At 60.4% G+C, this 14,465-nt stretch carries 11 protein-coding genes; 2 read left to right on the plus strand and 9 right to left on the minus strand.

What is annotated here, in order from left to right:
• Positions 1-3 precede the first annotated feature (3 nt).
• The 7 genes from ACSQ8V_RS33435 to ACSQ8V_RS33465 are packed head-to-tail and all read right to left on the minus strand — an operon-like array spanning position 4 to position 8,052.
• Positions 4-1,581 carry an ABC transporter substrate-binding protein gene (locus ACSQ8V_RS33435; protein WP_436208675.1) on the minus strand — a complete coding sequence of 526 codons (1,578 nt, stop codon included), beginning with the start codon at positions 1,579-1,581 and terminating at the stop codon, positions 4-6.
• Between the two features lie 53 nt (positions 1,582-1,634).
• Positions 1,635-2,648 (minus strand): ABC transporter ATP-binding protein, encoded by a 1,014-nt coding sequence (locus tag ACSQ8V_RS33440; RefSeq protein ID WP_436208676.1) that lies wholly within the window; start codon positions 2,646-2,648, stop codon positions 1,635-1,637.
• The gene (locus ACSQ8V_RS33445) at positions 2,645-3,691 is read right to left on the minus strand and encodes an ABC transporter ATP-binding protein (protein ID WP_213765950.1); all 1,047 of its coding nucleotides are present in this window, start codon (positions 3,689-3,691) and stop codon (positions 2,645-2,647) included. The genes ACSQ8V_RS33440 and ACSQ8V_RS33445 overlap by 4 nt, the downstream gene beginning before the upstream one ends.
• A complete protein-coding gene (locus ACSQ8V_RS33450) occupies positions 3,688-4,623 on the minus strand; it encodes an ABC transporter permease (protein WP_436208677.1) in 936 nt (311 codons plus the stop codon). Before ACSQ8V_RS33450 ends, ACSQ8V_RS33445 begins: the two co-directional genes overlap by 4 nt.
• Positions 4,620-5,594, minus strand: a complete 975-nt coding sequence (locus ACSQ8V_RS33455; RefSeq protein WP_213765952.1) for an ABC transporter permease — start codon at positions 5,592-5,594, stop codon at positions 4,620-4,622. Before ACSQ8V_RS33455 ends, ACSQ8V_RS33450 begins: the two co-directional genes overlap by 4 nt.
• Positions 5,591-7,066, minus strand: a complete 1,476-nt coding sequence (locus ACSQ8V_RS33460) for an NAD(P)-binding domain-containing protein (protein ID WP_436208678.1) — start codon at positions 7,064-7,066, stop codon at positions 5,591-5,593. The genes ACSQ8V_RS33455 and ACSQ8V_RS33460 overlap by 4 nt, the downstream gene beginning before the upstream one ends.
• Positions 7,063-8,052, minus strand: a complete 990-nt coding sequence (locus tag ACSQ8V_RS33465; protein WP_436208679.1) for a LysR family transcriptional regulator — start codon at positions 8,050-8,052, stop codon at positions 7,063-7,065. The genes ACSQ8V_RS33460 and ACSQ8V_RS33465 overlap by 4 nt, the downstream gene beginning before the upstream one ends.
• Positions 8,053-8,575: 523 nt before the next feature.
• Here ACSQ8V_RS33465 and ACSQ8V_RS33470 point away from each other — a divergent pair.
• Together ACSQ8V_RS33470 and ACSQ8V_RS33475 are read left to right on the plus strand one after the other, a co-directional pair.
• The gene (locus tag ACSQ8V_RS33470; protein WP_255631506.1) at positions 8,576-10,630 is read left to right on the plus strand and encodes an alkyl/aryl-sulfatase; all 2,055 of its coding nucleotides are present in this window, start codon (positions 8,576-8,578) and stop codon (positions 10,628-10,630) included.
• Between the two features lie 43 nt (positions 10,631-10,673).
• Entirely contained in the window at positions 10,674-11,213 is a 540-nt protein-coding gene (locus tag ACSQ8V_RS33475; RefSeq protein WP_213765955.1) for a hypothetical protein, read from the plus strand.
• 463 nt (positions 11,214-11,676) lie between these two features.
• On the opposite strand, the gene gabD is transcribed toward ACSQ8V_RS33475, so the two are convergent.
• Together gabD and gabT are read right to left on the minus strand one after the other, a co-directional pair.
• A complete protein-coding gene (gabD, locus tag ACSQ8V_RS33480; RefSeq protein ID WP_436208680.1) occupies positions 11,677-13,146 on the minus strand; it encodes an NADP-dependent succinate-semialdehyde dehydrogenase in 1,470 nt (489 codons plus the stop codon).
• Complete coding sequence (gene gabT, locus ACSQ8V_RS33485) at positions 13,143-14,426, minus strand: 4-aminobutyrate--2-oxoglutarate transaminase (protein ID WP_436209236.1); 1,284 nt, start codon at positions 14,424-14,426, stop codon at positions 13,143-13,145. Before gabT ends, gabD begins: the two co-directional genes overlap by 4 nt.
• Positions 14,427-14,465 lie beyond the last annotated feature (39 nt).

Consider the following 14,465-nt stretch of genomic DNA (forward strand, 5'->3'; position numbering starts at 1 on the left):
GCCTCAACTTCCGCTGCGCGTAACCATCATCGCGGTCGTGCGGTCGCTCACTATCGGCGTCACTTTCAGGCCTTTCTTTGCAGCCCAGATGTTTTCGTAGTGAAAGAGCGGAATGATGCCAACGTCGTCGCTTACCACCTTCACTGACTGCTGCAAGATGGCCTCACGTTTCGCTGAATCGAACTCGGCCGTGGCGGCGTCGAGCGCGTGGTCAACGGCCGGGCTGCTATAACGGCCCCAGTTCGACGAACCAATGCCCTTCTTTGGATCAACGGTGCCGAGAATATTGACGAGCGCATAGCTTGCTTCGCCCGTGCCGTTACCCCACGCAATCATGCTCACCGCAAACTCATTCTTGTTCGCGCGGCTGGCGTAACTGGCCCACGGCATGACCTCGACCTTCGTCTTCACACCAATGCGCGTCCAGAATTGCGCCACGGCCTGCGCCGTTTCGGGCGCTTGTGGATAACGATCGTTAGGCACGCTGAGCGTCAACTGGAAGCCGTCCGGGAAGCCTGCTTCGGCCAGCAGTTTCTTTGCCTGGACCGGGTCGTTCGGGATGTCCTTGACGTCCGGGTTATAACCGAAGGTCTTGGCCGGCATCCACTGGTTGGCGACCGTTGCGGCGCCCTGGAGGATGCGGTCGGTGATGGCGGGACGATTGATCGCGAGCGACAACGCGCGACGCACGCGCACATCGAGCAGCGGGTTCCTGGCCAACGGCTTGCCGGCGTTATCGGTAATGTATGGGCTCGGGCCTTCACGGAAACTTGGCTGAAGTATCAGCACGCGCAGGCCCGGATACGCGAACACCGATACCTTCGGCGATTGCTTGAGACGCGGGAGATCGGAGACCGAGACTTTATCGATCACGTCTACGTCGCCCGACAACAACGCCGCCGTACGTGCCGCCGCATTGCTCACGTAGCGATAATTGACCTTGTCCCAGATCGGCTTCGTGCCCCAGTACGCGTCGTTACGCGTCATCACCACGCGGTCGCCCGGCGTGTACGAAACGAATTTGTACGGCCCTGAGCCGATCATCGCGCGACCGGAGTTGTAGTCTTCCGTCGTCGCCTTCTCGCCCACGTGCTTGCTCACAATATGTACCGATGTCAAATTCAGCGGCAGGTCCGGCGTGGGCGAGCTGGTCTTGATGATCAACGTGTACGGATCAGGCGCCGTGGCGGACGCGATAGTGCGCAGATACCCCGCGAAGGTCGCGATGGTCCCCGGCACGTTGCGGGCGCGCTGATACGAATAGATCACGTCGTCCGCGGTGAACGGCGTGCCGTCTTGCCACTTGACGTCGTGTCGCAGCTTGAATTCCCACGTGTCGTTGCCGGTTGACTTCCAGCTTGTCGCGAGGCCGGGCGCAAGGACGTTGTTGTGATTCTCGACCAGCAGATCCCAGAAGTGCAGGTCGACGGAACGGTCGCCCGCGTAGTTGTTCAGTTGCGGATCGAGCGACGAGAGCGGATCGGCGAACGCAATATTGAGCGTTTGCGCTGATGCACCTGAACTGAACAACGCCGCAGTAGCGAGCGTGGCGGTCAGCGTGGAAAGGACCAGGCGTTTCACGATGCAATTCCTTTTTATTGAGTGGTTCTGGATTGAAACTTGGTGAGGGTCGTTTAGTGAGCGTCGTTCAGGTGACATGCGCTGACATGCTCGATGGCGATGCCACGCAAGCGCGGCACTTCGGTCGTGCAACGTGGCATGGCATGCGGACAGCGCGGATGAAAATGGCAACCCGGCGGCGGTGAAAGCGGGCTCGGCATTTCGCCGCGAATAGCGGTGAAGTGCTTCTTGCGCGCATCTATACGCGGAATTTCGGCCAGCAAGGTCTGCGTGTAAGGATGATTCGGATGCCGGAATATCTCTTCCACGGGAGCGCTTTCCACCACCCGTCCGAGATACATGATCACCACGCGATCCGACAATTGTTCGACCACGCCCAGGTCGTGGCTGATGAACAGGTACGTGAGATTAAGTTGCTCGCGCAGGTCCATGAAGAGATTCAGGATCTGCGCTTGTATCGATACATCGAGGGCGGCCACCGCTTCGTCGCAGACGAGCATGGACGGGTTGACCGCGAGCGCTCTCGCAATGCCGATGCGCTGCCGCTGACCACCGCTGAACTCGTGCGGATAACGGTCGGCGAGCGACGGGTCGAGGCCCGCGCGTTTTAACTGCGCCGCCACGTAGGCGTCGAGATCGCTGCGCTCGATCATGCCGTGAACAAGCGGTGCCTCGCCGACGATATCGCGGATACGCCTTCTCGGATTCAGGCTGGAATACGGGTCCTGGAAGATCATCTGGATCGCGAGCCGCGCGGCACGGAGTGCCGCCGGTGACATCGTTGCGCGGTCCTGTCCATCGACCAGCACGTCGCCTTCGGTCGGCGCGATGAGCCCCGAAACAATGCGACCGAGCGTGGACTTTCCGCAGCCGGATTCGCCGACCAGTCCGACCACTTCGCCCGGCGCGATCGCGAGATCGACATGTTCGACTGCTCGTGTGACCGCTTGTGCCGCAAGCACGTTACGCTCGCGCAGCCAGCGTGTCGCGGCGTTCTCGTCGCGTTCGCCGAAGCGCTGGCTGACCCCGCGCAGTTCAATGAGCGCGCGTGTATGGACCTGGCTCATGCGGTTGTCTCCGTGCGGACATCGGTTTGCCGGCCGGGATGAAAACAGCGCACGAGATGCGAGCCATGCTCGGACGCTTGCGCGGCCGGCGAAGGTCCAAGCACTGGAGGCGTCGAGCAGACCGCTGTGGCACGCGTACAGCGCGCAGCGAACGCACAGCCCGGCGGCAAAGAGCGTAGGTCCGGCGTGATGCCTGCAATCTGCGTGAGCCTTTTGCCGCGCGTGTTGAGGCTCGGCAAGCTGTCGATCAAACCTGCTGTGTACGGATGCTGCGGACGGTCGAGCACCGCATCCACGGTGCCCTGTTCAACGATCCGGCCCGCATACATCACCGCGATGTCATCGGCGAGACCCGCCACCACGGACAGATCGTGCGTGATCCAGATCAGCGACGTGCCTTGCGTGCGCACGAGCGTTTGTACTTCGGACAGGATCTGCGCCTGGATGGTGACATCGAGCGCGGTAGTGGGTTCATCGGCGATGATCAGGTCCGGCTTGTGCAGCATCGCAATCGCGATTGCCACACGCTGGCGCATGCCGCCCGACAATTGATGCGGATACGCGCGCAGCCGTTCGTCGGGACTGGCAATACCCATGGCCGCCAGCGCTTCGCTTGCCTGCTCGCGCGCGGCGCGCCGGCTCACGTCGCGATGCGCGCGCACCGCTTCAATCATCTGCGCGTCCACGCGCTGCACCGGATTGAGCGTGGACATGGGGTCCTGAAACACCATCGCGATACGGCTGCCGCGCAGGCGCCGCATCTCCGCTTCGGGCAAGCCGACGAGGTTTTTGCCCTTGAACAGGATCTCGCCGCCGACCACGCGGCCAGGGGCATCGATCAGTCCCATGATCGAGAAACCGGTCACCGATTTCCCCGATCCCGATTCGCCGACCAGACCCAGCACGCGACCGCGCGCGAGCGTCAGCGAGACGTCTTCGACAGCGGGCAGTTCGCCTTCGCGCGTGAAGAAGCGCGTTCGCAGATGGCGGACTTCGAGTGTGTTGTCCGCGGTATGGAAATCATGGAAAGCAGCGGCGCTCATTTCACGAACCTCGGATTGAGCAACTCGCGCAGACGGTCGCCGACCATGTTGATCGATACCAGCACGGCGAGCAACGCAAGACCCGGATAGACACTGGTCCAGTATTCGCCAGAGAGCATGGTCTGGTAACCATTGGCAATCAGCAGTCCGAGCGAGGGTTCCGTGATCGGCACGCCGAGGCCCAGGAACGACAGCGTTGCTTCAAGCGTGATCGCGCGCGCGACTTGCAGCGTGCCGACCACGATCAGCGGCGGCAGGCAGTTCGGCAGGATGTGAACGAGCACGATGCGCCAGTTGGGGATCGCAAGACTGCGCGCGGCTTCAACATATTCGCGCCGTGCTTCGACAAGCGCTTGCGCTCGCGCAGTGCGTGCGTAATATGCCCATTCGATCAGCACCAGCGTGAGCACGACGTTGGTCACGCTCTTCCCCAGGAACGCGAGCAGCATCATGGCGACGAGGATGGACGGGAAGGCAAGCAGCAGGTCCACGAGCCGCATGATGAGGTTGTCGACCTTGCCGCCGGCGTAAGCCGCGATCAGGCCGAACACGGTGCCGACCACGCCCGCGATCACAGCCGATCCGAGGCCTACGGACAAGCTCAGGCGCAGGCCGTAGAGCATCGCTGAATACAGGTCGCGGCCCTGCCCGTCGGTGCCGAGCCAGTACGCATGCGTGCCGGCGCCGTTCATCGAACCGGGGGGGAGGCGGGCATCGAGTACATCGAGTTGCAGCAGGTCGTACGGATTTTGCGGCGTGATCAGCGGCGCAAAAATGGCCGCGAGCACTAGCAGTATGGCGACGATCAACGCGGCCATCGCCGCGGGCGAACGGCCAAAATCCGCGACGAGCTGCCGCCATGGAGACTGACGGCGTTTGAGCGCGCCGCGCACGGGCTCTCCCGTTTTGGGGACCAACGGAGCCGTGCTCATCGCGCGCCCTCCAGCCGTACGCGCGGATCAAGGAACTTGTAGAGGATATCGACGAACAGATTCAGCGAGACGAACATGCAGACGACTACGATCATGTACGACAGGATTACCGGACGATCGAGCGCGTTGATGCTGTCGAGTATCAGCTTGCCCGCGCCCGGCCACGAGAACACGGTCTCGGTGACGACCGCGAATGCGATGGTCGAACCGAACTCCAGGCCGATCACCGTGATGAGCGGAATCAGCGTATTGCGCAGGATGTGAACGAGCACGATCCGCATAGGCGACAAACCCTTGGCGCGGGCAAAACGCACGTGTTCCATCGGCGTGACTTCACGCACGCCGGCACTCGTCAGACGCAAGACCAGCGAGATCTTGAAGAGCGAGAGATTCAGCGCGGGCAGGATCAGGTGGCGCAAGCCGTCGAGCGTGAGCCACGACCACTGGACGCCGAACAGGCTCGCAGTCGCGCCGCGTCCGCTGGCGGGCAGCCAGCCGAGCTTCACGCTGAACAGCATGATGAGCATCAGGCCGACCCAGAACGTAGGCAGGGAGAAGCCGACAATACTGCCGGTCATCAGCATCTTCGAGAGCGGATTGCGCGGATGCAGCCCAGCGAATAACCCCAGCGGAATACCAATCACGAGCGCCAGCAGCAGCGCCGAAACAGCGAGCTCCAGAGTCGCGGGAAGGCGTTGCAGGATCAGGCGGATGGCGGGTTCGTTATAGACGAAACTGTTGCCAAGGTCGCCATGCATCGCACTGGCGAGGAAGGCCAGATACTGTTTCCAGAGCGGCTGGTCGAGGCCCAGTTGGGCGATGATGCGTGCCCGGTCGACCTGATCGACGTCCTGCCCGATCAGGATATCGATAGGATTCCCGATCGCATGCAGACCGATGAACACGATCAGCGTCATCAGCAGCACGACGAACGCCGCCTGCGCGATTCGGCGAATGAGCCAGCCGCTCATTGGTCCTCCGCATACTGGGGCGGTGCTTCGGCCGGTTGCCATTCATCGCCGTAGAGTTCGGGTTCGGCATACGCTTCGAGCGCTGCGTAATGCTGCTCCACGTCCTCGCGATACAGTAGGCTTGCTATACCTTGGGCAAGCCGTTTTGCACCTGTGCTGATCGCGGGGATATCGCCGGAGACAGCGCCTTGCGAGAGCGACGCGGGATAGCAGAAGCAGTGGATGCGCGACAAGCCGGGGCAATCGCCCGGGGATTTCTCGAGGAATTCAAACGCGGGTCCGATATCGGGCGAGTCGGACAGCTCGGCGTCTTCATCGCCGGGGGGCGGTGTGTAGCGATCGGCCCAGGTGCGGATATACGGTGTAAAGGCGGCGAATTCCGGGCGCGCGGACCAGTCAACCTTGAAGCCCGTAGAGACCACGAGGAAGTCGGCCGCGAAAGTGCCTTTGGGCGTGTGGATCGAGAGACCGCTCTCCGTGCTTTCAACCGACAACACCGGGCATCCAAGATTAAAGCGTGCATTCGGATGACGCGATACCCGCAACGTACTGCCGCGCGGCGGCGGTACCTGCAGGGTATTGATGTAGTGGCGGATCTTCCATTTCCACGCATCGGGCAGGGTCTGGTGGCCATGCGTGAGGCCCGGATTACCTGCCCCCTTACCCTTGTTTATGCGTGGAAGATCCTCCCGCCTAATCAGCAAATCGACGCTGGCCGCGCCCGCTTCGAGCGCCGTGGCGGCGCTGTCCATGGCGGAAGATCCGCCGCCGACCACGGCCACGCGCTTGCCGGCCAGCGTCGTGTAGTCAGTGGTATCCGATGAATGCGCCCAGCGATTGCGCGGCAATCCTTCGACAAACTCCGGCAACGCAGGCCCGCCCAATCCGTCGCGTCCGGTAGCGAGCACGACGCGTCGTGCATAGACCTCGAAGCGGCGATCGGACGTTCGTATGCTTAATGCGACGAGACCATCGGCACGCGGGGTCACGGCTTCAATAGTGTGTCCGTTGCGGACATCGAGTGCGAGCACGCGGCGATACCAGATCAGATATTGCATCCATTGCAGCCGGTCGATCTTGTCGAGCGCTTGCCATGCCGGCGTGCCGAATTGCGCCTCGAACCACGCGCGAAACGTCAACGCGGGCAACCCTAAAGCGGGGCCTGTCAATTGCTTCGGTGAGCGTAGCGTTTCCATGCGGGCGGTCGTGGCCCAGGGACCCTCCAGTCCCTGCGGCGAGCGGTCAAAGATAATCGCCCGTACGCCCAGCAACTTGAGCGCGGCGGACGCGGCCAACCCCGCCATGCCGCCGCCGATCACCGCCACGTCCAGCACTTCGTTACCGTTGTGCGTCTTGCCCGGCACCCATTCGCGCGCGGGCAATTCGAGCAGGGACAGGTCTTCCGCGAGGCGCGCTTCGAGCGCCGCGAGGCCGGTCGGATGTGTCGATGATACGTTTTTGTCGAGGATCACGTCGCGGGCTCTTCGGTCGGATTAAGGGTGTCTTCGGGCTCGCCGTAAAGCGCTTGAAGAATGGCGCTGTGCTGGTTTGCCTCGTGGAGGACAAAGTCGGGCAGGATCTCGGCGGCAGCTTGCGCCAGTGCTTGCGTCGCGGCGAGGGCCGCTGCACTCGGCGGGCGGAACTCAGGTGTGATGACGCCGAACAGGAACGCGATGCGGATATCCAGCGGACGGATCACTACGCCATCGACAGGCAATCCAAGTGCGGTCACCGGTTCCAGCACGGCGAGGCCGAGTCCCGCGCGCACCGCGCCGAGCGCGTTCAGCGACGAGTTGGTTTCGATCACGCCGGCCGTGCGCACGCCCGCGTGCGCGAATGCCGAGTCGAGCCTTGGCCGCAGGCGGTAAGGGTTCTGCATTGTGACGAGCCGGCGATTCGCAAAATCGCTCAACGCGATGTGCGGCGCGCGCGCGAGCGGATCGTCGGCGCGCACGGCGGCAACACACGCGGCTTCGCCAATCCAGTGCACGAGCACGCCGCGATGTTCGAGCGGCAGGCTTGAGACACCTATATCGACGATGCCGCTCAGCACGGCATCGACTACTTGTTCGGGGGCGGCGCTACGCAGATGCACGGATTCGAGCGGATGGTCCTCGTTGAGCAAGGCGAGCGCGCGAGGCACAAGCCCGGCGGCAAGCGCCGCTGTGGCGGCAATGGTGAGCGGAGGCGGTGCTTGCCGTGCGATCTGTTCGGCGCGCAATTTCACCTGACGCAAGCTTGCCAGTGTGCGTTCGACGTCCTGGTAAAGCTCGGATGCCTCGCGCGTGGGCGCGACACGCGGCCCGAAACGCTGGAATAGCGGATAGCCGATTTCGGCTTCCAGCTCCTGGATCGAACGCGATACCGCGGGTTGCGAGCGCCCGAGCAAACGCCCGGCGGCCGTGACGCTTCCGGCGGACATGACAGCGGCAAACGCTTCCAGTTGACGGATTTCCATGGGTACGCGACGGTCGACCGGTTAGATCGATGAATGCATAAAACGCATTCTTGCGCGCCTAGCATGTAAAATGCAAATGATCAAAAATGCTTTACATAGTGCTCGATCTGGGAAGCTGCTGCAAAGGGCTGCGGGTGCTCATCAGAACCGCTTGGCGCGACCGACCTCGAATGCTGCAAAAAGGAAAACGCCGGCGCGAATGGTTTATCACTACAGCTCTATTAAATTTTTTTAACGTTTCAGCGACCCATTGCAAGCGCTAGGCGAAACGAGCGTAAATATCAAGAGAAAAATTTTTCGCCAATCTCACCCAAACGCTGCGAAAAAACGATATTGGTCGAGGCAGATTTCAAGGCATCCCAATGCACCTTATCAAACGCTTGCTCAGGGATTGAATCGGTTTGTTCGGTGTACTGATACAAGTTTGCAACAATTGATAAAGCATTGATTGCAGGACGTTAATTACAAGTGCCTATCAGGCGATCTGCCAGTAGGACAATCGGAAACCCAGGAGGTAATTCATATGTCCGACGAAAAAATGCCGGCTTCCGTGAGCAAGCGTAGAGAGTTTCTTCGGGGTGTTGTCACGGTGGGCGTTGCATCAGGTTTAAGCGCGGTAGGCGGCGAGGCGCTGGCGCAAGGCGCCTCGCCCGCCATGCCAACCGGGATTGGTTCAAAGCCACCGACCAAGGCAACGCTGGAAGCAAATTCGGTTTATGCCAATCAATTAGCTTTCAATGACACGCAGGATTTCAAGGATGCGAGCCGTGGTTTGATCGCCACGTTGCCTAGCCCCGGCATTATTCCGAGTTCCAAGGGCGGCGCGGCCTGGGACCTGGGGCAGTTTGCGTTTATTACGGGTGGTCCGGAAAATAACGCACCGGATTCAGTCAATCCCAGTCTTTGGCGAAATGCCAAGCTGAACATGAATCACGGTCTGTTCGAAGTGGTTGACGGTATCTGGCAGGTCCGGGGTTATGACCTTTCGGTGATGAGTATTATCCGCGGGGATACCGGCTGGATTGTCATTGATCCGTTGATGACCGCGGATGTATCGGTTGTAGTATGGAAGCAACTGGTAATACCGCATCTTGGCGACCGGCCGATTACGCACGTTATTTATACGCACAGCCATGCGGACCATTATGGTGGCATCCGCGGTATTGTCGACGAAGCCGATCTGAAAGCGGGCAAGGTAAAGATATACGCTCCGGCTGGGTTCACCGAGGCTGCAGTGGGCGAAAACGTCATCGCGGGTAACGCGATGAGCCGGCGGGCCGCGTACATGTACGGCAATTTGTTGCCGCGAGGCGTGGACGGTGTGGTCGACGCGGGACTGGGCAAAACGACGTCCATTGGCGCGATTACGTTGCTGGTGCCGACCGACTTCGCCACCGAGACTGGCCAGAAGCTGACGTTGGATGGCGTTGAAATGACGGTCATCATGGCGCCGGAATCCGAGGCGCCGTCGGAATTCATGTTCTACATTCCGAAATACAAGGCATTCTGCGCCGCTGAAGACGCCACTCACACGCTGCATAACCTGTATACATTGCGCGGTGCAAAAGTACGCGATGCCTTGTTGTGGTCGAAGTACCTTCAGGCTGCTATTGATATGTTCGGCAGCGACATGCAGGTGTTGTTTGCTTCGCATTACTGGCCGACGTGGGGTAATGACCGGATCATTGCCTTCCTGAAAGCGCAGCGTGACATGTACCGGTATTTGCATGACCAGACCATGCGCCTGGCCAATACCGGCTACACGCCTCTTGAGATAGGGGAGATGCTGCGGTTGCCTGACACTCTGGCAAAACAATGGTACTGCCGTAGTTATTACGGCACTGTTTTCCATGATGTGGTTGCGCAATACAACTTGCGCCTGGGCTTTTTCGATGGTGTGCCCGCAAATCTTCATAGATTGCCGCCTGTTGAAAACGGCAAGCGTTACGTGGAATTTATGGGTGGCGCAGATGCCGTCTTGCAGAAGGCGCAGAAATACTACGACAAGGGCGAGTACCGCTGGGTTGCTGAAGTGGTGAACCACGTTGTGTTTGCCGATCCACAAAACGTCGCTGCCAAGCACATGCTCGCTGACGCGTATGAGCAACTTGGTTACCAGTCGGAGGCATCGAGCTGGCGCAATTTCTATCTGACTGGCGCCATGGAACTGCGTAATGGCGTGCATAAGGTGCCGTTTGGCAGTTCACAAAGTCCTGACACGATCCGGGCGATGCCGCTGGAAATGTTCCTGGATTACCAGGGTGTTCGCTTGAATGCGGAACGGGCGGCGGGCAAGTCGATTTCATTCAACTTCATCATGACCGACACGCAGGAGAGTTATCTGGTCGGTGTGGAGAATTCGGCGCTGCACTACTCGAAGGGCAAGACTTCGGACACCGCCGACGCTTCCGTGACCATGTCCCGGACCGATCTTAACGACGTGATGATGGGCGTCACGACGATGCAGAAGCAGATTATTGCGGGCAAGGCGAAGATTACCGGCAACACGCAGAAGCTGGGGGAATTCGTATCGTGGCTGGATAACTTCGACTTCTGGTTCAACATCGTGACGCCATGAGGCCCATTTAGGTTCATGCGGCGCTTGCAAAGGAATTGAGACAATGTGCTCTATCTGTGACCTCAAGATTGAATTTAATGTGGATCATCCCGGATCGCTGACGGTGGCGGTCGCCACTCGCGAAGCGATTGATGTGGGGGTGCTGCCGGAAAAAGTTTTCGATGGTCCGCTAGCCAATGTGAAGTTGCGCGTGGCGGCCATTGATACGTTGAAAGCGTTGCAGCACCGGCTTGAGTCGTCCATGCCGGTGAGCGAGTTGATGGCGCTGCCGGATTTCTATGTTTTGCTGATTGAAATAGGGACGTGGGGATTTTTCCATGCGACGGAGACCGGGTTTGATCCTGACTGCAGTCCGGAGCCGCCTGATGTGACTGCGGAAAACCAGGAGGACCGGGACGTCGTCTTTATTGCAACGGAAATTGCGATGGAGGCGGTGATCGAGGGTAGGCTTTCGCTGGAGAAGGCCTTTGCGGACAACCTGATCGTGCTGGACGCGGGTGCTGCGCATGCAGCGTTGCTGCATGCGGCGCTCAATACGACGTTCCCGGTAGAGAGCACGGAGCGGGTTACGGTTGAGGTTTGAACAGAGCGGTACTGCGGCATACCCGTGCCGCAAGTACCGCTGATGGTAGGCTGCGCGCTGCTCCGGGTACGCGTATCGGAGGGCGGTTCTCCGCGGATAGCGCGGGGTGCTCCTCGGGCAGATTCAATCACTGGTGGCGAAGCGTGTGGGTATCGGTGTTCGGAGAAGGAGGGTTTCACACATCCGTGGCTCTGGCGAGCACCGTGCTTTTGGGGCACCTATGAATGAAAACTGCGCGCTGTGGACACTTAGGGTAGCGTGGTTGAAAGCGTTTTCTTTGCTTCGTTTCTTTGTCGCTTTGGACAAAGAAATGACGTGCCGCCACGCACAGTGGCTAATAGTGATAAAGAGAATATCCGACTCTCGCAGACCACTAACGCCGAAAGCATCAACCCGGCATCAACCCCGACCGTCCGCCCCGAAGAACCCCAGCCCAAGCCACCCCCTCAAGTGCGAACGTCCCTCAAACGGCCATACACAAATACTTGATCACCAGATAGTCATCGATCCCATACCGCGACCCTTCTCGCCCGAGCCCTGACTGCTTAACCCCGCCAAACGGCGCGACCTCGTTGGAAATGAGCCCGGTATTAATCCCGACCATGCCATATTCCAGCGCTTCTGCAACGCGCCAAACTCTACCGATATCGCGGCTATAAAAATACGCGGCTAATCCAAACTCGGTATCGTTAGCCATGCGAATCACTTCGTCATCGGAAGAAAACCGGAACAACGGTGCGAGCGGCCCAAACGTTTCTTCCTTCGCGATCTTCATCTCTGAAGTCACCCCAGCCAACACGGTCGGTTCAAAGAAGCCGAACCCAAGCGCGTGCCGCTTGCCGCCAACTACGACCTTGGCGCCTTTGTCCAGCGCGTCATGAATATGCGATTCGACCTTCTGCACGGCGGCGTCGTTAATAAGCGGTCCGAGCAAAACCCCGCTATCCAACCCATTGCCCACCGTGAGCTTCGCAACGGCCGCGCCCAGCTTGGCGGCAAATTCGTCATACACCCGGTCATGAATATAAAACCGGTTCGTACACACGCAAGTTTGCCCACTGTTGCGATACTTCGACGCAATAGCACCCTCGACTGCGGCATCAATATCGGCGTCATCGAAAACGATAAACGGCGCATTGCCGCCCAGTTCCAGAGACACTTTCTTGACCGTCGGCGCGCTTTGCGCCATCAACAGACGGCCGACCTGCGTTGATCCTGTGAACGACAGCTTCCTGACAATGGGGTTGCTGGTCAACTCGGCGCCGATCGCCTTCGGGTCACCCGTCACGATATTCAGCACGCCCTTGGGCAACCCCGCGCGCTCGGCCAGCACGGCCATGGCGAAGGCGGAAAACGGCGTTGCCTCCGCGGGCTTGACCACGATCGAACAACCGGCTGCAAGCGCCGGACCAACCTTGCGCGTGATCATCGCGCTCGGAAAATTCCACGGTGTAATAGCCGCGCAGACGCCGATCGGCTCCTTGGTCACCACGATGCGTTTATCGGCGGCGGGCGATGCCAGCGTGTCCCCCGCGACGCGTTTGCCTTCCTCCGCGAACCACTCGATAAACGATGCCGCGTAGACGATCTCACCCCGCGCTTCGGCGAGCGGCTTGCCTTGCTCGCGGGTGAGGATCATGGCGAGATCATCGGCGTGTTCCAGCATCAGTTCGTACCAGCGGCGCAGGACAGCCGCACGTTCCTTCGCGGTCTTCTTGCGCCAGAGCGGCCACGCGGTGTTCGCCGCATCGATCGCGCGACGCGTTTCCGCCGCGCCCATCCTGGGCACATGACCGAGCGACTGACCGTTCGCCGGGTCGATGACTTCGAAGGTGGAAGCGTCGTCGGCGCCTTGCCACTCGCCGTCGATGAACGCGTCGTGACGCAGCAGCGCCGGGTCTTTTAACTGCATGGCTGAACGTTGCGTGCTCATGCTGCGACCCCCACTTCTTCTGTCAGGACACGTTCGAGAATAGCGAGTGCTTCATCGAACACGGCGTCCTGAATGGTCAGCGGAAACAGGAACCGGATCACGTTGCTGTACACGCCGCAGATCAGCAAAAGCAGGCCACGTTCAAGCGCCAGGGTTTGCACGCGCTTGGCGAAAGCGGCATCGGCTTCGCTGGTGCCGGGCTTGCAGAATTCGACGGCGATCATGCCGCCGGGGCCGCGCACATCGGCGATCTGCGGCACGTCTGCCTTAATCGATGACAGCCGCGACTTCAGCTTATCGCCCAGTCGCACGGCACGCTCGCAAAGCTTCTCTTCATCGATGATCTCAAGCACCGCATGCGCCGACGCCACCGCCAGCGGATTGCCGGCATACGTGCCGCCAAGACCGCCGGGCGCGACCGCGTCCATGACATCGGCACGACCGACCACGCCGGACAGCGGCATACCGCCCGCCAGGCTTTTGGCGATGGTCATCAGGTCCGGCACGACGTCGTAATGTTGCATCGCGAACAACTTGCCCGTGCGCGCGAAGCCAGTTTGCACTTCATCGGCGATCAGCAGGATGCCGTGGGTGTCGCAGAGCTTGCGTAACGCGCGGACGAATTCCACGGGCGCCTGATAGAAACCGCCTTCACCCTGAACCGGTTCGAAGATGATCGCGGCAACGCGCTTGGCCTCGATATCCGCCGCGAAAAGATGCTCGATGGCCCGCAGCGAATCTTCTGTCGTGATGCCGCGCAGCGGGTTCGGGAACGGGGCGTGGAATACGTCGGACGGGAACGGCCCGAAGCCGATCTTATAGGGTGCTACCTTGCCTGTGAGCGCCATGCCCATGAACGTGCGGCCGTGGAACCCGCCCGTGAACGCGATCACGCCCGGCCGGCCCGTCGCGGCGCGCGCGATCTTGATGGCGTTTTCGACGGCTTCCGCGCCGGTCGTGAAGAACGCGGCCTTCTTTGCATAGTCGCCGGGTGTGCGCGCGATGATCTTCTCGGCGAGCGAAACATACGATTCGTAAGGGACGATCTGATACGCCGTATGCGTGAAGCGCTCAAGTTGCGCGCGCATGGCCGCAACAATTTTCGGGTGCCGATGTCCCGTGTTGCATACCGCGATGCCCGCCGCGAAGTCGATGAAACGGCGGCCTTCCACATCCCACAGCTCGGCGTTTTCCGCACGTTCGGCGTAGAAATCGCACATCACGCCGACACCGCGCGGCGTGGCGGCATCTTTGCGGGTTTTAAGGTCGGCGTTCTTCAGGGTCTGGCTCACGGGCATCGCTCCTTGGCGGGTTTTTAG

Source organism: Caballeronia sp. LjRoot31 (assembly GCF_964253885.1).
Classification (GTDB): Bacteria; Pseudomonadota; Gammaproteobacteria; order Burkholderiales; family Burkholderiaceae; genus Caballeronia.